General features: G+C 68.6%; 21 protein-coding genes and 1 tRNA gene. 8 read left to right on the top strand and 14 right to left on the bottom strand.

The genetic code is table 11. The annotated features are described in order from the left end of the window. The first annotated feature begins 112 nt into the window (after positions 1 to 112). Positions 113 to 877, top strand: a complete 765-nt coding sequence (locus KE274_RS12490; RefSeq protein ID WP_211544200.1) for an SDR family oxidoreductase — start codon at positions 113 to 115, stop codon at positions 875 to 877. A 63-nt stretch (positions 878 to 940) separates the two neighbouring features. Here KE274_RS12490 and KE274_RS12485 read toward each other — a convergent pair whose 3' ends face one another. Next, the gene (locus KE274_RS12485; RefSeq protein ID WP_211544198.1) at positions 941 to 1,537 is read right to left on the bottom strand and encodes an HdeD family acid-resistance protein; all 597 of its coding nucleotides are present in this window, start codon (positions 1,535 to 1,537) and stop codon (positions 941 to 943) included. 140 nt (positions 1,538 to 1,677) lie between these two features. Here KE274_RS12485 and KE274_RS12480 point away from each other — a divergent pair, with 140 nt between their 5' ends. Genes KE274_RS12480 through KE274_RS12470 form a run of 3 tightly spaced genes read left to right on the top strand, consistent with a single transcriptional unit; the run spans position 1,678 to position 4,929 of the window. Beyond that, a complete protein-coding gene (locus KE274_RS12480) occupies positions 1,678 to 2,115 on the top strand; it encodes a helix-turn-helix transcriptional regulator (RefSeq protein WP_211544196.1) in 438 nt (145 codons plus the stop codon). A gap of 5 nt (positions 2,116 to 2,120) precedes the next feature. Further along, positions 2,121 to 2,531, top strand: a complete 411-nt coding sequence (locus tag KE274_RS12475) for a VOC family protein (protein WP_211544193.1) — start codon at positions 2,121 to 2,123, stop codon at positions 2,529 to 2,531. A gap of 37 nt (positions 2,532 to 2,568) precedes the next feature. Next, complete coding sequence (locus KE274_RS12470; RefSeq protein ID WP_211544953.1) at positions 2,569 to 4,929, top strand: ATP-binding cassette domain-containing protein; 2,361 nt, start codon at positions 2,569 to 2,571, stop codon at positions 4,927 to 4,929. A 541-nt stretch (positions 4,930 to 5,470) separates the two neighbouring features. On the opposite strand, the gene KE274_RS12465 is transcribed toward KE274_RS12470, so the two are convergent. Beyond that, positions 5,471 to 5,899, bottom strand: coding sequence for a pyridoxamine 5'-phosphate oxidase family protein (locus KE274_RS12465; RefSeq protein ID WP_211544191.1), 429 nt, complete (start codon positions 5,897 to 5,899; stop codon positions 5,471 to 5,473). Between the two features lie 30 nt (positions 5,900 to 5,929). Next, the gene (locus KE274_RS12460) at positions 5,930 to 6,298 is read right to left on the bottom strand and encodes a VOC family protein (protein WP_211544189.1); all 369 of its coding nucleotides are present in this window, start codon (positions 6,296 to 6,298) and stop codon (positions 5,930 to 5,932) included. Between the two features lie 73 nt (positions 6,299 to 6,371). Here KE274_RS12460 and KE274_RS12455 point away from each other — a divergent pair, with 73 nt between their 5' ends. Then, positions 6,372 to 7,694 (top strand): MFS transporter, encoded by a 1,323-nt coding sequence (locus KE274_RS12455; protein ID WP_211544187.1) that lies wholly within the window; start codon positions 6,372 to 6,374, stop codon positions 7,692 to 7,694. An 18-nt stretch (positions 7,695 to 7,712) separates the two neighbouring features. After that, entirely contained in the window at positions 7,713 to 8,891 is a 1,179-nt protein-coding gene (locus tag KE274_RS12450; RefSeq protein ID WP_211544185.1) for a DUF4232 domain-containing protein, read from the top strand. A 24-nt stretch (positions 8,892 to 8,915) separates the two neighbouring features. On the opposite strand, the gene KE274_RS12445 is transcribed toward KE274_RS12450, so the two are convergent. The 7 genes from KE274_RS12445 to polA are packed head-to-tail and all read right to left on the bottom strand — an operon-like array spanning position 8,916 to position 18,146. Next, the gene (locus KE274_RS12445) at positions 8,916 to 9,728 is read right to left on the bottom strand and encodes an arginase family protein (RefSeq protein WP_211544183.1); all 813 of its coding nucleotides are present in this window, start codon (positions 9,726 to 9,728) and stop codon (positions 8,916 to 8,918) included. 47 nt (positions 9,729 to 9,775) lie between these two features. Further along, entirely contained in the window at positions 9,776 to 10,522 is a 747-nt protein-coding gene (locus KE274_RS12440; RefSeq protein ID WP_211544181.1) for a formylglycine-generating enzyme family protein, read from the bottom strand. Further along, positions 10,519 to 11,265 carry an SGNH/GDSL hydrolase family protein gene (locus tag KE274_RS12435; RefSeq protein WP_211544952.1) on the bottom strand — a complete coding sequence of 249 codons (747 nt, stop codon included), beginning with the start codon at positions 11,263 to 11,265 and terminating at the stop codon, positions 10,519 to 10,521. The genes KE274_RS12440 and KE274_RS12435 overlap by 4 nt, the downstream gene beginning before the upstream one ends. 43 nt (positions 11,266 to 11,308) lie before the next feature. Further along, entirely contained in the window at positions 11,309 to 12,661 is a 1,353-nt protein-coding gene (locus tag KE274_RS12430; RefSeq protein WP_211544179.1) for an MFS transporter, read from the bottom strand. Between the two features lie 41 nt (positions 12,662 to 12,702). Next, entirely contained in the window at positions 12,703 to 13,737 is a 1,035-nt protein-coding gene (locus tag KE274_RS12425; RefSeq protein WP_211544178.1) for an LLM class flavin-dependent oxidoreductase, read from the bottom strand. A gap of 60 nt (positions 13,738 to 13,797) precedes the next feature. Beyond that, complete coding sequence (locus tag KE274_RS12420) at positions 13,798 to 15,474, bottom strand: DUF885 domain-containing protein (RefSeq protein ID WP_211544176.1); 1,677 nt, start codon at positions 15,472 to 15,474, stop codon at positions 13,798 to 13,800. Positions 15,475 to 15,512: 38 nt separating this feature from the next. Beyond that, positions 15,513 to 18,146, bottom strand: a complete 2,634-nt coding sequence (gene polA, locus KE274_RS12415; protein ID WP_211544174.1) for a DNA polymerase I — start codon at positions 18,144 to 18,146, stop codon at positions 15,513 to 15,515. Positions 18,147 to 18,191: 45 nt separating this feature from the next. Between polA and KE274_RS12410 the strand changes: the two genes are divergently transcribed. Beyond that, positions 18,192 to 18,620, top strand: a complete 429-nt coding sequence (locus tag KE274_RS12410; RefSeq protein ID WP_211544172.1) for a hotdog fold thioesterase — start codon at positions 18,192 to 18,194, stop codon at positions 18,618 to 18,620. Here KE274_RS12410 and KE274_RS12405 read toward each other — a convergent pair. Together KE274_RS12405 and KE274_RS12400 are read right to left on the bottom strand one after the other, a co-directional pair. Then, on the bottom strand, positions 18,595 to 19,164 hold the full coding sequence (locus KE274_RS12405) for a GNAT family N-acetyltransferase (RefSeq protein ID WP_211544170.1): 570 nt from the start codon (positions 19,162 to 19,164) through the stop codon (positions 18,595 to 18,597). The two genes, KE274_RS12410 and KE274_RS12405, sit on opposite strands and share 26 nt — an antisense overlap. 2 nt (positions 19,165 to 19,166) lie before the next feature. Beyond that, positions 19,167 to 19,793: an ANTAR domain-containing response regulator gene (locus KE274_RS12400; RefSeq protein ID WP_206253382.1), complete on the bottom strand. Its 627-nt coding sequence runs from the start codon at positions 19,791 to 19,793 to the stop codon at positions 19,167 to 19,169. Positions 19,794 to 19,885: 92 nt separating this feature from the next. On the opposite strand from KE274_RS12400, the gene KE274_RS12395 reads away from it, so the two are divergent. Continuing rightward, positions 19,886 to 19,968, top strand: a tRNA-Leu gene (locus tag KE274_RS12395). Positions 19,969 to 19,982: 14 nt separating this feature from the next. Here KE274_RS12395 and KE274_RS12390 read toward each other — a convergent pair. After that, positions 19,983 to 20,519: an esterase/lipase family protein gene (locus KE274_RS12390; protein WP_307872207.1), complete on the bottom strand. Its 537-nt coding sequence runs from the start codon at positions 20,517 to 20,519 to the stop codon at positions 19,983 to 19,985. Positions 20,520 to 20,644: 125 nt separating this feature from the next. Next, a complete protein-coding gene (locus KE274_RS12385; protein ID WP_211544166.1) occupies positions 20,645 to 21,433 on the bottom strand; it encodes an alpha/beta fold hydrolase in 789 nt (262 codons plus the stop codon). Positions 21,434 to 21,436 lie beyond the last annotated feature (3 nt).

Raw genomic sequence — 21,436 nt, 5'->3', positions numbered from 1 at the left:
CTTTGTGGTCAACGTACCATGTGGGGCACCGTGGCCCTGGGCCCCGCGCGGGCGCTTGGTAATGTGAGAGAGCCGTGCGCTCACGGCGTTTCACGCATCATGAGGAGTCACCGTGACCGACGTTCTTCCCGCAGGATCCCTCGACGGCAAGGTCGCCCTCGTGACCGGCTCGTCCCGGGGCATCGGTGCCGACACCGTCCGCTACCTCGCTGAGGCGGGCGCCGACGTCGTGATCAACTTCCGCAACAAGGCTCCCCGCGCCGAGAAGCTCGCGGGCGCGCTGAGGGAGCTCGGTCGGCGAGTGCTGGTCGTCGGAGCAGACCTGACCGATCCCGCCTCGGTCTCCGCCATGTTCGACGCGGTGAGCGCCGAGTTCGGGCGCCTCGACGTGCTCGTGCTCAACGCCTCTGGCGGCATGGAGTCGGGTATGGCCGAGGACTACGCCCTGACGTTGAACCGTGACGCCCAGCTGAACGTGCTGAACGCGGCCACCCCCCTCCTCGGCGACGGCGCGCGGGTCGTGTTCGTCACGAGTCACCAGGCGCACTTTATCCGCACGACCCCGACGATGCCGGAGTACGAGCCGGTCGCTCTGTCCAAGCGCGCGGGTGAGGATGCCCTGCGTGAGCTCATCCCCGGTCTCGCCGAGAAGGGCATCGGGTTCACCGTTGTTTCCGGCGACATGATCGAGGGCACCATCACCGCCACGCTGCTCGAGCGCGCCAACCCCGGCGCCATCGCCGAACGACGGGAGTCCGCGGGTCGGCTCTACAACGTCTCCGAGTTCGCGGCCGAAGTGGCCAAGGCCGTCATCGACCCGGTGCCCGCGGACAACACGCGACTGGTTGGCGACGTGAGCGCTTTCGTCGCCTCCTGATTGTGAGACGACTCCGCCCCGGCTCCGCAGATGCGGCGCCGGGGCGGAGTCGTCTCGACGGTGTCAGACGGCGGGGGATCCCTGCACGTCCGCGATCACGTTCTTCTCGTCCTTGCCGAGCGTGATGGCGCGGACGATCTGAATGATGCCGAGCACCACCAGGGAGATGCCGAGCAGCAGCCAGAAGGCGAAGCCCGCGATCGCCGGCGAGAACAGCACGACGATACCGGCGACGATGCTCAGGATGGCGTAGAGGACCGTCCAGACGCGCGAGCCGTCGCTGCCCAGCAGCGACAGTGCCACGACGCCGTCGACGATCCAGCTGACGCCGATGAAGATGACAACCACCAGCGCGAGGGTGGCGGCCGCGACGTTCAGGTTGAAGAACGCGATGACGCCGGCGGCGATGTAGAGGAGGCCCAGCACGATGTGGCCGACGCGCGCCCACCCGCCCTTCGCCTGCGAGAAGATGCCGAGCCCGATGTAGACGATGCCCGCGACGATGAGGTAGGACGCGAAGATCGCGGTGACGATGACGGCCGACTTGACGGGCCAGACCAGCAGGACGATACCCGCGAGGAGCGCCAGGACACCAGAAACGGCCAGTGCGACGCGGATGGAGGAGAAGAACGACTTCGTCTCGTTGATTGCTTCAGACATGGTTGGGGACCCTTTCTGAGAAGATCCTGTGAGGATGCCCCCAGGGTAGCGCTCTGCCGGCGTTCGCGGGGGAGGACCGCCGAAGCGCGTCGCAGTCGGACACCACGCGACACCGGGCGTCATGGCAAGATCATCACGTGATGGCGGTGGATGAAGCCCGGTTGCGCGAGCTCATCGTGATGCGGAAGGTTCGTGATCGCATTGATCGGGAGTACGCCAAGCCGCTCGACGTGGAGGCGCTGGCACGTGGCGTACACATGTCAGCGGGACATCTGAGCCGTCGGTTCCGCGAGACCTACGGCGAGTCGCCCTACTCCTACCTCATGACCCGTCGGATCGAACGGGCGATGGCGCTGTTGCGTCGCGGGGACCTCAGCGTCACCGAGGTGTGCTTCGCGGTGGGCTGCTCCTCGCTGGGCACCTTCAGCACCCGGTTCTCGGAGCTCGTGGGTGTCCCACCCAGCGTGTACCGTGAACGCGCTGCCACCGTCGAAGGGATTCCGTCGTTCCAGGCGAAGCAGGTCACCCGACCGATCAGGAATAGAGAAGCGCCCCGACGCGACACCGATCTAACGTGAGCACCATGAACATCAGCATCCACTACGCCTTCCTCCCGCACACCGACGCCGACGCTGCGCTCGGCTTCTATCGCGATGCCCTCGGTTTCGAGGTGCGCAACGACGTCGGGTACGAGGGCCTGCGCTGGTTGACCGTCGGTCCCGCGGGTCAACCGGAGACCTCGATCGTGTTGCACCCGCCGGCAGCCGACCCTGGCATCACCGACGCCGAACGGCAGACCATCCTCGAACTGATGGCGAAGGGCAGCTATGGGGCGCTCACCCTCGCCAGCGACGACCTGGACGGGCTGTTCGATCGCCTCGTCGCGGCAGGCGCCGACGTCGTGCAGGAGCCGATGGATCAACCCTACGGCGTGCGAGACTGCGCCTTCCGAGACCCCGCGGGCAACCTGCTCCGTATCAACCAGGCCGGTTGACGTCGGCCTGACGTCACCCCGATCACGAAGGACGCCGATGACCGACGCAGCACACCCCGCCGACACGCACGATCTCATTCGCGTGCAGGGTGCCCGCGAGAACAACCTCAAGGACGTCAGCGTCGACATCCCGAAGCGACGGCTCACGGTCTTCACCGGCGTCTCCGGTTCCGGGAAGAGCTCCCTGGTGTTCGACACGATCGCCGCGGAGTCGCGACGCATGATCGACGAGACGTACAGTGCTTTCGTTCAGGGCTTCATGCCGTCGGTGCCACGTCCCGACGTCGACGTCTTGGAGGGCCTGACGACGGCCATCATCGTGGATCAGGAGCGTTTCGGGGCGAACCCACGCTCGACCGTCGGCACCGTGACCGATGCGAACGCGATGCTGCGCATCCTGTTCAGCAAGCTCGGGCAGCCCTACATCGGCGGACCGACCGCGTTCTCGTTCAACATCCCCACGCAGAAGGCCAGCGGGGTGATGACGGGGCCCGGCGGTGAGAAGAAGATCGTGAAGGACGCGATCTACCTGGGCGGGATGTGTCCCCGGTGCGAGGGGAGAGGGGCGGTATCGGACCTCGACCTCTCGCAGATCGTCGACGAGTCGAAGTCTCTCGACGAGGGCGCCATCATGGTGCCCGGGTACACAGCGGACGGCTGGATGGTGAAGGGCTTCTCACAGTCCGGCTTCTATCCCGCTGACAAGCCCATCGCGGAGTTCACCGAGAAGCAGCGGCATCTCTTCCTCTACGGGGAGGTCACCAAGGTGAAGATCTCGGGCATCAACATGACCTATGAGGGTTTGATCCCCAAGATCACGAAGTCCATGCTCGCGAAGGACCTGGACGCTCTGCAGCCGCATGTCCGCGCTTTCGTGGAACGCGTGGCGACGTTCGCCGTGTGTCCGGAGTGCGACGGAACGCGCCTCACCGAAGGCGCGCGATCGTCGAAGATCGACGGGATCAGCATCGCCGACGCGTGTCGCATGCAGGTCACGGATCTCGCCGCGTGGGTGCGCGCCCTCACGATGCCCGGTGCCGCACCGCTGCTGGAGGCGCTCAGCGCCAACCTGGATGCGTTCGTCACGCTGGGTCTGGGCTACCTCAGTCTCGAGCGGCCATCCGGCACGCTGTCCGGGGGAGAGGCGCAGCGCATCAAGATGCTGCGCCACCTCGGTTCTTCCCTCACCGACGTCACCTATGTGTTCGATGAACCGACGATCGGTCTGCATCCGCATGACATCCAACGCATGAACGGCTTGCTTCTTCGGCTACGGGACAAGGGGAACACGGTGCTCGTCGTCGAGCACAAGCCCGAGACGATCGCGATCGCCGACCACGTGATCGACCTGGGGCCAGGTGCCGGAAGTGCTGGCGGGGAGATCTGTTACGAAGGCACCGTCGACGGGCTCAAGGCCAGCGGGACCCGCACGGGGGACCACCTGGATGATCGTGCACAGCTCAAGCCCGCGGTGCGCACGGGCGACGGCCGTATCGAGGTCCGCGGTGCCTCGACCAACAACCTCCAGAACGTCGACGTCGATATCCCGACCGGTGTGCTGACCGTCGTCACGGGCGTGGCCGGATCCGGAAAGAGCTCACTCATCCACGGCTCGATCTCGGGGCGGGAAGGCGTCGTCGCGATCGATCAGTCGGCGATCAAGGGCTCGCGGCGCAGCAACCCCGCGACCTACACGGGTCTGTTGGAACCGATCCGCAAGGCCTTCGCGAAAGCCAACGGAGTGAAGCCGGCCCTGTTCAGCGCGAACTCGGAGGGCGCGTGTCCCACGTGCAAGGGCGCCGGCGTAATCATCACGGAACTGGGGTTCATGGACACGATCGAGACCCCGTGCGAGGACTGCGGCGGTAAGCGCTTCCAGGCTGCAGTACTCGAGTACACCCTCGGCGGCAAGGACATCACCGAGGTGCTCGACCTGCCCGTATCCGAGGCCCGCGTGTTCTTTAGCGAGGGTGATGCGAAGTTGCCAGCCGCCGCGGCGATCCTGGGGCGTCTGGACGACGTCGGTCTCGGCTATCTGTCCCTGGGGCAGCCGCTGTCGACGCTGTCGGGCGGCGAGCGTCAGCGCATCAAGTTGGCGATCCAGATGGGGGAGAAGGGCGACATCTACGTGCTCGACGAGCCCACCACGGGCCTTCACCTTGCCGACGTCAACACGATCCTGGCGCTGTTGGACAGGCTGGTCGACGCGGGCAAGACCGTGATCGTGATCGAGCACCATCAGGCCGTCATGGCCCACGCCGACTGGATCGTCGACGTGGGCCCTGGTGCGGGCCATGACGGAGGCCGGATCGTCTTCGAAGGAACACCTGCGGATTTGGTATCCCAAAAATCGACCCTCACGGGGGAGCACCTGGCGGATTACGTGAACGGGCGTTGACCGCTTGGTCCCGGCGGCCGCGGTGCTCGCGTGTTGGGCGACGCCTTGTCGGTTCCAGATATCTCTGACACCAAAGTCGTCAGCCATGTGCCCAGCCGCCTCCAGTCCGTCAGCTTGTTCGCTCAGGCCGCCGGGCGCCGGTCATATAGCAGTACGCCGTCACATCACCGAGCGTTCGTATCGATGGAGTCCTGTCGCGAATCCGCCACGGTTGGCCTTGTCGCGCCGTGCGTGCCGCATCTCAGGCCAGCCAGTGCGCGAGCGACGAGCCAGTACGAGCGTCTTGCGCGTGGACTCGCGCGCGCGTCTTACGCCGCGAGAATCGCATGCGCTGAGCGCGGGCACCGCTCTTGGGCATTATCCGATAATGCACATTATGTCAGTTCGGGGAAAACGCTGATGCTGGAAGCCACCCTGCCTCCGATGCGCCAGCGCTCCGAAGAGACCTGCACGGCCTGCGAATGCGACAGCCGTTGACTTGGCCGCCATTCGGGCGTCGGGCCGCGAGGGGCCCCGAGCGGCCGCGCCTCCTCACCACTGCTCACGTCCAGCGCGCTTCAAGCACCACCGGTTCAGCACCGGATACGTCATAGGAGCGGACCCACCGCGGTCGCACGACGACGAGGGCGAATCCGGGATCGGTGACACGAGACCCCGGGGCGTGCTGCAGAAACAGCGGCTCCAGCTCATGCGCTTGAGCAGCCGAAGCCACCACACCGCTCCCCTCCACCTGAAGCGACACCGGCCCCTCTGTGCCGACGACGAGCGCTACCGAGCCGGCGTCGCGCAGGTTCGCGATCTTGCGCGACGACGAGCGGCTCGTGAACAGGATCGTGCCGTCGTCGAGCGCCACCAGACCGACCAGTGCCGCTTCCGGAGCGGCGGCCTCCGACACGGTCGCCACGACACCGCGCCCCTGCGCGCGGACGAACCTGACGACGGCGCCAAGGTCGTGGGGGTCGAGGGCCATGTCCACGACACTAGCGCCGTCATCGTCGGCTCACTCGGAGGACCAGACTCCCAGCTCGTTCCCTGACGGGTCAGCGAAGTGCAGGCGCCGTCCACCGGGGAATGCATACGGCTCCTGCAGGATGCGGCCACCCGCCGACTCGATCCCGTCTCGCGTCGTATCGAGGTCGTCGGAGTACAACAGGACGAGGGGTCCGCCGACGGGTCGTGGCTGTTCGGCAAGGAGCAGCCCACCGACCTCACCGCCCTCTCCCCTGCCGGAAACGATTCCTGCGTACGTCGGGCCGTAATCCACGAACTCCCACCCGAACGCCGCGCGGTAGAAGCTCTGCGCGGCGGCGAGATCGGTGACGACGAGCTCGACGTAGTCAATGGTGTGGTGCTGCGAGGTACCTGTCATGCGTCGCACCGTAGCGGGTGCTGCCGACATCGCGTGCCACCTCGGCGTCAGCGGGCAGGAGTAGCGTGGAACGGTGCCGCCCCTCTCCCCCGTGTCCGCCTCTCCGGGGTGGCGCGCGTGGACGATCTGGGCGGTCGGTGTCGCGGCGTACGTCCTCGCGATCACGAACCGCACCTCGCTCGGCGCTGTCGGCGTCGAGGCAGCCGACCGCTTCCAGGCCGACGCCTCAACCCTCGCGCTGTTCGCCGTCGTGCAGCTCGCGGTATACGGAGGTATGCAGATCCCCGTCGGGGTACTCCTCGACCGGTACGGCTCTCGCCCCATCATCACGATCGGCATGCTCCTCATGGCGGCGGGGCAGCTCACGATGGCACTCTCCCCGAGCGTCGGCGTCGCGATCATCGCGCGGGTCCTGCTCGGTGCGGGCGACGCCGCGGTGTTCCCGGCCGTCCTCCGTCTCGTCGCCACGTGGTTCCCAGCGCAGCGCGGACCGCTCATGGTGCAGTTCACCGGCATCATCGGTCAGGCGGGACAGCTCATCGCCCTCGTCCCCGTCGCCGCGCTGCTGCACGCCACGACCTGGACCATCACGTTCGGCAGCATCGCCGGTCTCGGGCTGCTGTTCACGGTGCTGGTATGGGTCGTGATCCGCAACCACCCTGCAGAGCGCGGGGCCGACGTAAGCGTGAACACGGACACCGGGGTCGTCCGCGTCGTCACCTCCTCCATCGACACGGGCGTCGGCATCCGGGCGGCCTGGGCGCATCCCGGCACCAGGCTCGCCTTCTGGTCCCACTTCACCACGCCGTTCGCCGGTACCGCCTTCGTGCTGCTCTGGGGAATGCCGTTCCTCACGGTCGGCGAAGGACTACGCCCCGCGGCGGCAGCCGGCATCATCTCGATCTACGTGGTCGCCGGAATGGTGCTGGGACCCGTGATCGGAGATCTCTCCCGTCGACTGCCGAATCAACGTTCCCTGGCTCTCGTGCTTCCTGCCGTCGGTGTGCAGGCCGCCGCGTGGATCGCCGTCATCGCCTTCCCCGGTCCCGCTCCGACCTGGCTGCTGACGGTGCTCGCCGTCGCTCTCGCCACCGGCGGTCCCGCCTCCATGATCGCCTTCGACCATGCCCGCACGCACAACCCCAGCCACCGCCTGAGCACGGCGACCGGCGTGACGAACGCGGGCGGCTTCATCGCAGCACTGCTGGCGATCTTCCTGATCGGTCTGCTGCTGGACGTGCAGGGTGCAGGCACCCCCGAGACCTACTCGCTCGAAGCCTTCCGGCTCGCGTTCCTCGCGCCACTCCCCCTCTGGGCTCTCGGCGTCACGTTCATCGTGATCGAACGCAAGCGCACGCGTATCCGGATGGGGCTCGATCCCGAGCGGCGCCGGTGACCGTCCTAGGATGAGCGGATGACCTCCGCTCCCCCGTCGGCTGCCCCACAACTTGACGAGCCCGAGCGGCGGTGGACCGCCCGGCTGCCCCGCAGCATCGCCGCTGGGCTGATCCTCGCCGGGCTGTGGGTGCTCGCCGGAGGCGCCGCGCGCCTGTTCGGCGCGGACGTCGTCGTGACCCGGCTGCTGAGCTTCGTCGGGATCGGCCCCGTCCAGGCCAACACGTGGAGCCTTCCCGGGGTGTGGACGCCCCTCATGCTCGTGCTCGTCGCTGCAGTGCTGACCACGGTCACCTGCGTCGTCGCCGACCGCGTCGCCCCGAACGGACGGATGTTCTGGGCGCTGTGGTGCGGCGCGGTCCTGGCCGGCACCGTGCTCGGCCTCTGCTTCGACGGGATCCGGGCGATCTCCTACCTGCAGGATTTCGGCGTGCGCGGGCTCAGCGTCCCCGTGGTCGAGACCGCTCCCGTCACGACGTACTGGGCGGTGATGAGCGGGTGGATCCCGGCTCTCCTCCTCGGCCACGACCGCGTGGGAACACGGCGTCCTGTTCCTGCCCGCCTTGCCCTGCTCAGCGCGCTCGTGAGCATCGTGCTGCTTATCATCGGGGGCGGGTTCGCCGATGAGGCACGGCAGCAGGACATCATCCGCGAGAACGCCGCGCAGCAGAGCACCACCGACGACACCGGTGCCCTGATCGATCCGAACGCCGTCGGCGACCCGGTGGCCGAGACCGCACCGGGCGTCGACCCGCCGGCGCTCGATGCAGAGGCGTGCACGAAAGACCGCGCCACGCTGATCCTCGGCACCGCGGACGGCGCAACCGGACACCGCGCCCAGCTGATCCACCTCGTGAACGTGAGCGACCAACCGTGCGTGATCGAGGGGTACCCGGACATCGCGTTCGCCGACCAGAACGGCCACGCGCTCGACGTCGACGTGCAACCGGGTTCGTCGTTCATGGCGACCGACGAGGGCAGTGCCCGGATCACCGTCCCCGCCCAGGGTCAGGTCACCGCCGTGCTCGGGTGGGACGCGAACTCCACCGAGGGCGCCCTCGTGGCGCGACAGCTCTACGCGGCGCCACTGCCCGGACTCGAGCGTGGCTCGTGGCCCGTCGTGCTCGACATCACGGCGGGCTCCACGGTCGAGGTCACGGCCTGGAAGCTCGATCCGTCGGCCGGAGCAGCGCCCTAGCCGCACGACCACCGATGCCGCGGGTCAACGAAGAAGGTGCTGGAACGTCTCCACGATGAGCTCCACGCTGACCCGCTCCGGCACCTCGGCGTCTCCCGCCTCGAACTCCGCGAGCTCGACCCCGCGGACGCTCTCGACCGGCAACGCGGCGAACAGCGCCGCGACCTGATGCGGGAGCAGACCGTCGCCGACGCGGTACGCCGCGGGGATGTAGCCCGGCTCGAGCACGTCCCAGTCCACGTGGATCCACACCGGTCGTCCGGCCACCAGCTCGCTCACCCGCTCGGGCGTGCTCTCGGCCGGGCTCAGCACCGTGACGCCGTTCTCCTCCAGCAGCTCGGCCTCGGCGGGGTCGATGTCCCGCCCGCCCACGACGATCACCTGACGAGGATCCAGGCCGGCGCCATGGCCGCTGTCCCACAGACCGCAGGCTGCGGCGAGCACCATGCCGCCGAGGTAGCCCGACTCGGTGGTGTCAGGAGTGTTGAAGTCGCCATGCGCGTCGATCCACAGCACCACCGCGTCGGGATACTGCGCGGCCACGGTCGGGAGCGTGCCGAGGCTCGCCGCGCAGGTGTTGGTGACGAGCAGCGGGGTGGTTCCCGCGGCGATCGCCGACTCCACCGCGCCGCGGAGTCCGTGCAGCGTCTCGGACGCCGCGGGGAGAGCCTCGGCCCAGTCATCCTGGCGGCTGGGCTCCGGCGAACCCACCACCACGGGCGCTGCGCCCAGGAGTGCGGAGAGCGCGTCGGCCACGAGGCGGGCACCGACCAGAGCGCCGTCCGTACGGTCGGCGACACGGCCCTGGGACAGGATTAGGGAGAACGCGGAGGACATCCGATCATTCTCTCATCCGTGTTCTACCGGCAACAAAACGGCGGCGCTCATCGCCGGCGAGGCGTCCAGCCGTTCGGAAGCGGGCCGTCGATGCTCGCGCGCAGCCGGTCGTCGGCAGCAGACCAGCCCTGTGCCGCCTCTTCCGTGTCGAACCCGCCGCGCGCGACGCGGAACCCCACGTCCTCATGATGCATGCGAGGCGCTCCCCCGCGACGTACGGATGCCCGCACACTCCAGGCGTCGTCGGCGAAGCCGCCGCCCCGGAAGACCCGGTAGTCGTCGTATCGCGCGGGATCGAGCAGGTCCCAGCACCACTCCCAGACGTTGCCGAGAGTGTCGAACAGCCCGTGGAGGTTCGGCAGCTTGCCGCCGACGTCCTGGGGCGCGTCAACGTGGTCGCCCGCCGTCCATGCCGCGTCCGCGAGCGGGGCGTAGTGCGGCCCCACGGAGCCCGCACGGCACGCGAACTCCCACTCCGCCTCGGTCGGCAACCGGTAGCCGTCCGCCGTGGTGTCCCAGCTCACCTCCTCGCCCTGGAAGCGGTAGACAGGATCGAGTCCCTCCCATTCCGACGCCGCGTTGCAGAAGCGCACGGCGCGGAGCCAGCTCACGTCCGCGGCCGGACGCCGGGGGTGCCGCGCAGCCACACCCAAGATCTCGGCCTGTTGCTCCTCCGTCACCGCGAAGACGCCGATCAGGAACGGCTGCAGCGTCACCTCTCTGCTCGAGCGTGTGCGTGCGTCATGCAGGGTGATCTGTCCCGCAGGGATGCGCGTGAGTTCGATGTCGCTCACGAGGGCGCGCGCTCGACCCACGTCGGGTACTTCGCCGTACGACCGTCGCCCGAGGACGTCCGGGTGACGCGGCGGCGCACCCAGGGCCCCACGAACTCGCGGTAATACGCCAGACCCGAGGGCCCGAGACCGGGGCGGTCGAGCGGCGCCCACCACGACTCCGGCGGCTCGAAGCCCAGCGCATGCAGCACTCGCGCGGCCACGCGGTGATGCCCGGCGGCGTTCATGTGCAGGCGGTCTTCCGACCAGTACGGCGGCTTGGAAAGCTCGCGGTCCGGCCAGTTGAGCGCGCGGATCACGTCTGGACGGTCTTCGATACGGCGCAGTACGGCCTCGGACAGCAGATCCCCGCGGCGCTGCACCAGCGCGCCCATCGGCAGCTGCCCACTCGGGTTCGCACCGGACAGCAGGATCATCGTCACGCCCTCCTCGTCGCAACGCCGCAGCACGCGACTGAAGGCGTCGGCGATGTGCTCGAGATCGGCGCGCGGTCGCAGCATGTCGTTGCCACCCCCGTTGAACGACAGATGCGTGGGGCGCAGAGCCAGAGCGGGCTCGAGCTGCTGTTCCACGATCGGCCACGCGAGCTTTCCGCGGATCGCGAGGTTCGCGTATTGGATCGGGTGCCCAGCCGCGTCGGCCCAGCCCTGCGCGGCGATGTCCGCCCATCCGCGCTCTCGCCCATCGGGCAGCACATCGCCCACTCCCTCCGTGAAGGAGTCGCCAATCGCCACGAATCGCACATCTGCCACCGCCCCAGCCTATTGCGGGGTGCGGACACGGGCGTCAGCGGTCGTCGAGAGAAGCGCCGCGTCGATCGACGAGTCCCCAGGATGCTGCGGCCGCAACGAGGAAGCACGCGGCGAACACGACGAACAGCACCGGGGCCCCGCCGGCGAGCAGCAGCACGGGTGCCGCGACCGGCGCCACGATCGACGCGAGACGTCCCACACCCGCGGCCCATCCAGCGCCCGTGCCGCGCAGCGAGGTCGGGTAGATCTCCGGCGTCACCGCGTACAGCGCTCCCCACGCACCGAGGTTGAAGAACGACAGCGCCATGCCGGTCGCGATGATCGCCGTCGCCGACGTCGCTGTTCCGAACAGGACAGCCGACACCGCAGAGCCGGCGAGGAACACGGACAGCGTGACCCGCCGCCCCCACCGCTCGATCAGCCATGCCGCCACGGCATAGCCCGGCAGCTGCGCCAGGGTGATGATGAGGGTGAAGCCGAACGAGCGAACGAGATCGAAACCGGCGTCGACGAGGATGCTCGGGATCCAGATGAAGGCGCCGTAGTACGCGAAGTTCACGCACAACCACACCAGCCACAGACACAGCGTGCGCACGCGGAACTCACGATTCCACAGTGTCGCGAGCCGGGCGCCCGCCGTGGCTGCGATCGCTCGCGAGGCCGGCTCTTTGCGAATCGCGGGCGCTGCCGGCATGCCGGCGTCGGCCTCGAACGCGGACACGATCCTCTCGGCTTCCGCGATCCGGCCGCGGGATGCGAGCCAGCGCGGCGACTCCGGAAGACCCCATCGCACGACCAGCGCATAGACGGCCGGGATCGCGCCCACCGCGAATGCCCAGCGCCATCCGGACTCGGACGCCGGGATCACGAGGAAGCCGATCAGGGCAGACGCCGTCCATCCCACCGCCCAGAACGCCTCCAGGATCACGATCAGCCGGCCACGGATCCGCGCCGGGGCGAACTCGCTGACGTAGGTCGATGCGACCGGGAGCTCCGCTCCCAGCCCCAAGCCCACGAAGAAGCGCAGCACGAGCAGCGCCGCCACTCCCCCGACGAGAGCGCTCGCCCCGGTGGCCACCCCGTAGACGAGCAGCGTCAGCGCGAAAACCTGACGGCGACCGAACCGGTCGGCCAGCAGACCCCCCAGCGTCGCCCCCACGGCCATGCCGACGAAGCCGAGCGACGCGATCAGGCCCGCCTCGCTCTTCGACAGGTCCCACTGCTGCGTGAGTGCAGCGATGATGAACGAGATGAGGCCCACGTCCATGGCGTCCAGCGCCCAGCCCACCCCTGAGCCGGTGAGCAGCCGCAGGTGACGCCGCGTGAACGGAAGGACATCGAGGCGCTGAGCGAGCGACGTGCGGCTCGGCAGGGCGGTGTTGGCCATGCCCCTCATCGTAGAGGCGGGGCGCACCCGTCTCGGAGTCCTCAGTCGCGAGCGGCCAGCAGGCGGCGAACGCGCGGAATCACCTCGGTGCCGTACAGCTCGATACTGCGCATCATGGCCTCGTGCGAGAGCGTCCCGGTCGCGTACTTCAGGTCGAAGCGGCCCAGGCCGAGTGTCGTGACCGTGTCCGCGATCTTCGCAGCCACGCGATCGGGGGAACCGGCGTACAGCGCCCCCTCCGGTCCGACGTCGTTCTGGAAGCGCGCACGGCTGTAGGGCGGCCACCCGCGCTCGCGTCCGATGGTGTTGTTCATCGCCTCGAAGCCCGAATAGGCGCCGTCCCACGCCTCGGCATCGGTGTCGGCGATGTGCCCGGGCGAATGCACGGCCACCGGATGAGCGGTCGTACCGAACGACGCGACGGACCGGTGATACAGATCGACGAACGGGCGGAAGCGCGCCGCGGGTCCACCGATGATCGCGAGCATCAGTCCGAGTCCGTGGCGCGCCACGCGCACGACCGACTCCGGGCTGCCACCGACGCCGACCCAGGTGCGCAGGCCCTTCTCGGTCTTCGGGAACACATCGGCGTTCTCGAGGGACGCCCGCATGGTGCCCGACCACGTGACCGGCTTCTCCTCCAGAAGCTGCACGAACAGGTCGAGCTTCTCCTCGAAGAGTGTGTCGTAGTCGCGCAGGTCGTAGCCGAACAGGGGGAAGGACTCGATGAAGGAGCCGCGACCGAGCACCACTTCGGCGCGGCCGTTCGACAGGGCATCGAGGGTGGAGAACCGCTCGAACACGCGCACGGGGTCATCGGACGAGAGCACCGTGACCGCGGTGCCCAGCCGGATGTTCTTCGTGCGGGCGGCGATGGCCGCGAGCACCATCTCCGGAGACGACACCGCGAACTCCCGGCGGTGGTGCTCCCCCACCCCGAAGAAGTCGACCCCGACGGTGTCGGCCAGTTCGGCCTGCGCGACGACGTTGCGGATCGTCTGCGCTCCCGTCAGCGGCTCGCCATTCGGATCCGTCGTGATGTCGCCGAACGTGTCCAGCCCGAACTCGATGTCCATGTCATGCCTCTCTATTCAGCTGAATGAACACGAGATCGCCCGTTGGCATTCCCGCCCGTGTCAGCGCGGGAGCAGAGCGCTGCGCAAGGTGTCCAGACCCACGCCGCCCAGGTCGAGTGCGCGCTTGTGGAAGTCCTTGAAGGAGAATGCCTCGCCTTCCGCCTGCTGCACGGACTCCCGCACCTGCTCCCAGATGCGCTGACCGACCTTGTACGACGGGGCCTGGCCGGGCCAGCCGAGGTAGCGGTTCACCTCGAACTGCACGAACTGATCGGACATGTTCACGTTGCGGCGCATGAAGTCCAGCGCGTAGTCCGCATCCCAGATGCCGTCGCCGTCGAGGCGCGGCTTGCCGAGGTGCACGCCGATGTCGAGCACCACGCGGGCTGCACGCATGCGCTGGCCGTCGAGCATGCCCAGCCGGTCAGCGGGGTCGTCCAGATACCCGAGCTGCTCCATCAGGCGCTCGGCATACAGCGCCCATCCCTCCGCGTGCCCCGACGTTCCCGCCAGCAGCCGCCGCCAGGAGTTCAGCTCGGCACGGTTGTACACCGCCTGCGCGATCTGCAGGTGGTGACCCGGTACGCCCTCGTGATACACGGTCGTCAGCTCGCGCCACGTGTCGAACTCGGTGACGCCCTCGGGCACCGACCACCACATGCGGCCGGGGCGCGAGAAGTCGTCCGTGGGACCCGTGTAGTAGATGCCGCCCTCCTGGGTGGGGGCGATCATGCACTCGAGCGTGCGGATGGCTTCGGGAATGTCGAAGTGCGACGCGCCGAGCTCGGCGACCGCACGGTCACTCGTCTCCTGCATCCACGCCTGCAGGGCCTCGGTGCCGACGACCTTGCGCGCCGGGTCTGCCTCGAGGTGCGCGACCGCCTCCTCGACCGATGCCCCGGGGAGGATCTCGTTCGCGATCGACGTCTGCTCCGCAACCATCCGCGCGAGCTCCTCGCGGCCCCACTCGTAGGTCTCGTCGAGGTCGATCGTGGCCCCGAGGAAGCGACGTGAGTTCAGGGCGTACAGCTCGCGTCCGACCGCGTCCTGCTCCCCCGCCTCCGGCGCCAGCTCCTCCGCGAGGAACCGGCGCAGCTCGCCATACGCCACCCGGGCGGCAGCGGAGTTGTCGGCAAGGGTGCGCGCGAGCGAGGCGGGCAGCTGGCCCTCGTCCGGATCGGCATGCGCGACGAAGGCGGCGAAGAACCCGTCGTCGGCGATGTAGCGGTCGATCTGCGTCGCGACCTCGGTCACCTGACGACGGGCGGGAGTGACGCCCTCCGCGATGCCCGTGCGCAGCGTCTCGATGTACCCGCGCAGGGCGTTCGGCACGGCCGCAAGACGCGTGGAGATGACCTCCCAGTCGTCGACCGTCGATGTCGGCATCAGGTCGAACACGGCCCGCACGTCTTGCGCCGCGGAGGCGATCACGTTCAGGTCGCGCAGGTGCCACTTCGCGTCATGGAGCTCGAGGTCCAGGCGCAGCTCGGCACTCAGGTCGGTCTTCGTCACCTCGTCGATCGCGTCGACCGGCTCCAGCGCGGCCAGCTTGTCGAGCGTCGCGCGCGTCGCGGCTGCGATCTCCTCATGGCCCTCGGGGCTCAGGTCGCCGAACCGATCGTTGACCTCCGAGCGACCGATGTAAGTGCCGAGGGTCGGGGCGAGCACGGCGATCGTGTCGACCCACTCATCAGCGACCTTGTCGATGGCGGAGGGGGTGCGGGGTGCGGAAGTCATAGCTTCCAGCCTAATCCCCGGCCCCCTCGCCGATCAGGTCAGTGCGCCGCCTCGTTCCAATCACGGCCCCGCCCCACCTGCACATCGAGTGGCACGGAGAGCTGCGCGGCATCCCCCATGCGCGTGCGCACGATCTGCTCCACCTGATCCCACTCGCCCTGGGCCACCTCGACCACGAGCTCGTCGTGGATCTGGAGCAGCACTCGGGACGAGAGGTCGGCCGACTGGAGGTCATCGTGGATGTGGAACAGCGCGATCTTCATGATGTCGGCCGCGCTGCCCTGGATCGGGGCGTTGAGAGCCGCACGCTCGGCGTTCTCCCGCAGCACGCGGTTGGGGCTCGCGAGGTCGGGGAAGGGGCGACGGCGACCGAAGATGGTCTCGGTGTAGCCGTCCTCCTTCGCCTTCATCACGGAGGCGCGCAGGTAGTCGCGCACAGCACCGAAGCGAGCGAAGTACTCGATCATGAGCTGCTTGGCTTCGGACTGCTCGATGCGCAGCTGCTTCGACAGGCCGAACGCCGACAGCCCATACACCAGGCCGTACGACATCGCCTTGACCTTGGTACGCATGGCAGGCGTGACGTCGGCCGGCTCGACACCGAACACTCGGGCCCCGACGAAGCGGTGCAGATCTTCGCCGCTGTTGAACGCCTCGATCAGTCCCTCGTCGCCCGACAGGTGCGCCATGATGCGCATCTCGATCTGGGAGTAGTCCGCCGTGAGCAGCGTCTCGTAGCCCTCGCCCACCTCGAACGCGCTGCGGATGCGCCGGGACTCCTCGGTGCGCACCGGGATGTTCTGCAGGTTGGGGTCGGTGCTGGAGAGCCGCCCGGTCTGGCTGCCCGTCTGCACGTACGTGGTGTGCACGCGGTGGTCGGCACCGATCGCCGTGTCGAGCGACTCGATGATCTGACGCAGCTTGGTGGCCTCGCGGTGCTGCAGCAGCAGACTCAGGAACGGGTGCGGATTGGTCTCCTGCAGGTCGGCGAGCACCGCCGCATCTGTGGAGTAGCCCGTCTTCGTCTTGCGCGTCTTCGGCAGCTGCAGATCTTCGAAGAGCACCTCCTGCAGCTGCTTGGGCGAGCCGAGGTTGAACTCTCGCCCCACCACGGAGAATGCCTCCTGCGCGAGCACGTCCGCGCGGGCGGCCAGCTCGCCGGAGAAGGTCGACAGCACCTCGTGCGAGACCGCGACGCCGGCGAGCTCCATGTCGGCAAGCGTCAGCAGCGTCGGCAACTCGATGTCGGTGAGAACGGTGGCGACCGACTCGGGCAGGTCGCCCCGGAGCGCCTCGGCGACGCGCAGGATGAACCAGGCCTCCTGTGCCGGCGTCGCTCCCTCGGTCTCCGGAACGAGCTGGGACGGATCAGCCTCCGGCAGCTTCTCCCCGAGATAGCGCTGCACCAGGTCGGACAGGGTCTTGTCGGGGAAGCTCGGGCGCAGCAGCCAGCCCGCGAGGCTCGTGTCGTACGACAGGCCCCCGATCCGGATGCCCTGTCGCCGCAGCGCCTTGACCTGCGGCTTCGCGTCGTGCAGCACCTTGGGCGCCGCGGACTCGAGCCATTCCCGCAGCGCGGTCGCCGCGTCGTCCGACCAGTCGAGCTCGCGCAGCTCGGTCGCGGTGGCGGCGCCCAGCCGGACGGGGGCACCGGCCGCGGTCGTCACGCGCAGCGCGACGTCACCCTCCTGCGCGGCAGCCCACGAGGCGAGCTCGGCACCGGTCACCTGCACGGGCGCGGGCATCTCGACCACGGCTGCCGGGTCGTCAGCCACCTCGCCCGCACCCACGGCCTCGAACACGCGGGGCAGCAGCGTACGGAACTCGAGGCGCGCGAAGATGTCGCGCACGGCCTGCGCGTCGATCGGCGTGACGGCGAGGTCTGCGGGGCCGACGGGAAGCTCCACGTCGGTCAGGAGCCGGTTCAGCTTGCGGTTTCGGCGCACATCCTCGATGTGCTCACGGAGGTTGCCGCCGACGACACCCTTGATCTCGTCGGCGCGCTCGAGCAGTTCGTCGAGCGTGCCGAACTGCGTGAGCCACTTGACCGCGGTCTTCTCCCCCACCTTCGGCACGCCGGGCAGGTTGTCGCTCGTCTCGCCCACCAGCGCCGCGATGTCGGGGTACTGCTCCGGGCGGACGCCGTATCGCTCCTGCACGGTGGTCGGGTCGTAGCGCTTGAGCTGCGACACGCCCTGCACGGACGGGTACAGGAGCGTGATGTCGTCGGTCACGAGCTGGATCGTGTCCCGATCGCCCGAGACCACGAGCACGTCGTAACCCTGCGCAGCGCCCTGCGTGGACAGCGTCGCGAGGATGTCGTCGGCCTCGATGCCCTCCTGCGTCAGCACCGGGATGGACATCGCCGCGAGGCAATCCTGCAGCAGCGGGATCTGCCCCTTGAACTCCTGCGGAGTCTCCGAGCGGGTCGCCTTGTACTCCGGGTACTCATCCGTGCGGAACGAGTGCCGAGAGGTGTCGAACGCGATCGCGAGGTGCGTCGGCTGCTCGGCCTTGATGAGGTTCACCAGCATCGACAGAAAGCCGTAGATGGCGTTCGTGTGCTGGTTGTCCTTCGTCGTGAAGTTGTCGACCGGGAGCGCGAAGAACGCGCGATAGGCGAGCGAATGGCCGTCGACGACCATGAGGGTAGGCTTTGCGGAGTCCGTCACCCTGTCAGCCTAACGAGGAGCACGGACACCCGCAGAGGAGGATGCATGGGCGACGTCGCGACCAGCGAAGGGCTCGAGTGGGCGGCCGCCCGCGGCATGGGCGCACTGGCCGAGAAGATGGGCATGGAGTTCGTCGAGTTCGGGGTCGACCGATGCGTCGCGACCATGCCGGTCGCCGGCAACACCCAGCCCGTCGGCCTCATGCACGGCGGCGCCTACGTCGTGCTCGGCGAGTCGCTCGGCTCGATGGCGGCCAACCTCCACGCGGGTGAAGGACGCCTGGCCGTCGGTGTCGACATCAATGCCACCCACACGCGTTCCGCGACCTCCGGGATCGTCACCGGCGTTTGCACCCCGGTGCATCTCGGCCGCAGCATCACGGTGCACGAGATCGTGGTCACCGATGATCAGGGCCGCCGCTGCTCGACGATCCGGATTACGAACATGATCAAGGATGTTCCCGCCGGGGGCTGAGCGGTTCCTCCAGCAGGAGCTGGAACAGCACGTGGTCCTGCCACTCTCCCGCGATGCGCAGATACTTCGGCGCGAGCCCGATGCGCTCGAACCCGCTTCCCTCCAGCACGCGTTGCGACGCCACGTTGTGCAGCAGCGTCGCAGCCTGGAGCCGATGCAGGTGCAGTTCCGTTCGCGCGTGCTCCGCCACGAGCGTCACCGCCCGCCCGGCGAGCCCTCGGCGCAGGCGCGACGCATCGATCCAGTAGCCGAGGTCGGCGTTCCAGAACGCACCGCGCACGATCGTGTTGAGGTTGACGCGGCCCCGGATCGAACCGTCGTCGGCCACCACGAGGAATCGCAGGCTCCGTCCCGACTCCGCTTCCGCGAGGCACTGGGCGACGTGACGCTCTTGCCACTCGTCGGTGAAGAAGGCCGCGTCGCGCTCCGGCTCCCACGGTGCGAGGTGCTCGCGGTTCGCGCGGTAGGCCGCCGCGATGCCGGGGCCATCGCCCACACGCACGGGCCGCAGCAGGTGCTCGGCATCGAGGCGGAGCACCGTCATCGCTACTTCTTCGGTGCGAGCTGCTCGATGATCGCCTTCGCGACGTCCTGCATCGTGAGGCGACGGTCCATCGAAGCCTTCTGAATCCAGCGGAACGCCTCGGGCTCGCTGAGCCCCATCTTCTCGTTCAGCAGGCCCTTCGCGCGATCGACCAGCTTGCGGGTCTCGAAACGCTCGACCATGTCGGCCACCTCGGCCTCGAGCGTGATGATCTGCTCGTGCCTCGCCAGCGCGATCTCGATCGCCGGGAGCAGGTCGTTCGGGGTGAACGGCTTCACGACGTAGGCCAGCGCGCCGGCCTCGCTCGCCCGCTCCACGAGCTCCTTCTGGCTGAAGGCCGTCAGCAGCACCACCGGGGCGATGTTGCCCTTGTGCAGCTTCTCCGCGGCGCTGATGCCGTCGAGCTGAGGCATCTTGACGTCCATGATGACCAGGTCGGGGCGCAACTCGGTCGCGAGAGCGACGGCCGTCTCGCCGTCGCCGGCCTCACCGACGACATCGAAGCCGTTGTCGCGCAGGATCTCGACGATGTCGAGACGGATCAGCGACTCGTCTTCGGCGACGACGACGCGTCGGGGTGCGGATGCCGTGGGCTGCTCAGCCTGTTCTTGCTCGGTCACGGACTCCATCCTACTGGAGAGGGCACACGGCTCGGCTGAACCGCCCGCCCCGGCCCGGTGATCCGGCTCGGCTGCGCTACAGTCGAAGACGCGACACACGGGCCGGCGTGGCGGAATGGCAGACGCGGAGCACTCAAAATGCTTTGTCCGAAAGGGCGTGTGGGTTCGAGTCCCACCGCCGGCACACGGTGCGCGAGCTCACTCGGCAAGCGCTGCGAGCTCCGCCAGCACGCGCGGATGGGCCAGGATCCGGAAGTGACCGCCGGTGTCGAGCCGCACGTTCTTCGCCCCGGGAAGCTCACTGCCCTCCGGGATGTGGGGATCGAAGCCGGCGTACACCGACACGATCCTGCCGTTCACGTCGCGCTCCCTCGCGAGCGCGAGGATCGAGGGATCGTTCGGAGCGAAAGCGCGTAGCACGCGTCCGGGCATGCGGCGGGCATAGCGCGAACCGCCGAACGGCGTCGCGATCGCGAGCATCGCGCGGATCCGATACCCCTGTTCCCCCGTCATCGCGAGCTTGCCGGCGAGCCCGCCCTTGCTGTGCGCCACGAGGATGACGCCGGACAGCTCCTGAGCCCGGAGATACTCGGCGACCTGCGCCGCCTCGTCGACCACCGGATCGCGATTGCGGCGCAGCGCGTCCACGACGTGCACCGGATGTCCGCGTTCGTGCAGCGCCACGATCAACGGCTCCAGGAAGCGCCACGACTCGTACACGCCGGCAAGCACCACGATCGGTGCCCCGTCTCCCGACAAGAACCGTCGGGGATCGGAGCGCCCGAAAAAGGAACGCACCTGCCAGTACCCGGCGTAGACATAGTCGGCCGCCCACCAGCCGAGCCGTCTCCGCACACCGCTCACATCGCCTCCCCCGCCGCCGCGACCGACACAGGCCACGCCGCGGCCGTGTGCGTCAGGATCGCGCTCGCAACCGCGCGCGGCGAGGATTGCTGCGCCACATGATGGTGACCCGGGATCTCGACCAGTCGAGCGACCGGCGCAGCATCACGGAGGCGACGGCACCACCCCCGCCCGGCCACCGGATCCGCTCCCCCGCGCATCACCAACAGCGGCACCGCGAGCCCCGCGGCGCGACGCTCGATCGGATACGCCATCATGTGGCGCGCCTGGCGGAGATACCAGCGCACGCCGCAGCGCAGGTAGTCCGTGAATACGATCGCATTGATCGCGGGCGTCTCACCCAGGGTGTCGAGCGCGAGCGCCCGAGCCTGCGCGCCCAGCGTCTGATGCCGGGCGTCGACCACCGGACCGATCGCCACGACGGCGCGCACGAGCTCGGGATGGCGCAGCGCGGTCTCCACGGCCCACTGCGCCCCCATCGAATGACCGACCAGGACGATGCGATCGTCCTCGAGGGTGGCGATCGCCGTCGCCAGGCCGCTCGCCATGCGCTCCACGGACAGCTCGAAGGCGGGCCGGGGCAGCCCGCCGAATCCCGGCAGGTCCACCGACACGACCCGCGTCGAGGCCGCGAGACGCTCGTGCAGCCGGGACAGGTAGCGGTGGGACATCCCGATGCCGTGGACCAGCACGATCGTGGGCACCGATGAACCGGCTGGACGCGGACTCTCGAGGAGCCGGAACGTCATCCCCGAAACGAGGACGAGGCGGCGACGGGAGATCATGAG

This window comes from Microbacterium paraoxydans, assembly GCF_018224615.1.
Classification (GTDB): Bacteria; Actinomycetota; Actinomycetes; order Actinomycetales; family Microbacteriaceae; genus Microbacterium; species Microbacterium paraoxydans_B.
The sequence above is the reverse complement of the archived record's forward strand: the minus strand, read 5'-3'. Positions and strand labels throughout refer to the sequence as shown.

What these genes read in the sequence shown, in the direction of transcription:
- KE274_RS12475 (WP_211544193.1), top strand. Translation starts at nt 2,121, where the DNA reads ATGAACATCAGCATCCACTACGCCTTCCTCCCGCACACCGACGCCGAC.
- KE274_RS12420 (WP_211544176.1), bottom strand. Translation starts at nt 15,474, where the DNA reads ATGACTTCCGCACCCCGCACCCCCTCCGCCATCGACAAGGTCGCTGAT.
- KE274_RS12450 (WP_211544185.1), top strand. Translation starts at nt 7,713, where the DNA reads ATGACCTCCGCTCCCCCGTCGGCTGCCCCACAACTTGACGAGCCCGAG.
- KE274_RS12460 (WP_211544189.1), bottom strand. Translation starts at nt 6,298, where the DNA reads ATGACAGGTACCTCGCAGCACCACACCATTGACTACGTCGAGCTCGTC.
- KE274_RS12410 (WP_211544172.1), top strand. Translation starts at nt 18,192, where the DNA reads ATGGGCGACGTCGCGACCAGCGAAGGGCTCGAGTGGGCGGCCGCCCGC.
- KE274_RS12385 (WP_211544166.1), bottom strand. Translation starts at nt 21,433, where the DNA reads ATGATCTCCCGTCGCCGCCTCGTCCTCGTTTCGGGGATGACGTTCCGG.
- KE274_RS12485 (WP_211544198.1), bottom strand. Translation starts at nt 1,537, where the DNA reads ATGTCTGAAGCAATCAACGAGACGAAGTCGTTCTTCTCCTCCATCCGC.
- KE274_RS12465 (WP_211544191.1), bottom strand. Translation starts at nt 5,899, where the DNA reads ATGGCCCTCGACCCCCACGACCTTGGCGCCGTCGTCAGGTTCGTCCGC.
- KE274_RS12445 (WP_211544183.1), bottom strand. Translation starts at nt 9,728, where the DNA reads ATGTCCTCCGCGTTCTCCCTAATCCTGTCCCAGGGCCGTGTCGCCGAC.
- KE274_RS12480 (WP_211544196.1), top strand. Translation starts at nt 1,678, where the DNA reads ATGGCGGTGGATGAAGCCCGGTTGCGCGAGCTCATCGTGATGCGGAAG.
- KE274_RS12470 (WP_211544953.1), top strand. Translation starts at nt 2,569, where the DNA reads ATGACCGACGCAGCACACCCCGCCGACACGCACGATCTCATTCGCGTG.
- KE274_RS12400 (WP_206253382.1), bottom strand. Translation starts at nt 19,793, where the DNA reads ATGGAGTCCGTGACCGAGCAAGAACAGGCTGAGCAGCCCACGGCATCC.
- KE274_RS12425 (WP_211544178.1), bottom strand. Translation starts at nt 13,737, where the DNA reads ATGGACATCGAGTTCGGGCTGGACACGTTCGGCGACATCACGACGGAT.
- KE274_RS12405 (WP_211544170.1), bottom strand. Translation starts at nt 19,164, where the DNA reads ATGACGGTGCTCCGCCTCGATGCCGAGCACCTGCTGCGGCCCGTGCGT.
- KE274_RS12430 (WP_211544179.1), bottom strand. Translation starts at nt 12,661, where the DNA reads ATGGCCAACACCGCCCTGCCGAGCCGCACGTCGCTCGCTCAGCGCCTC.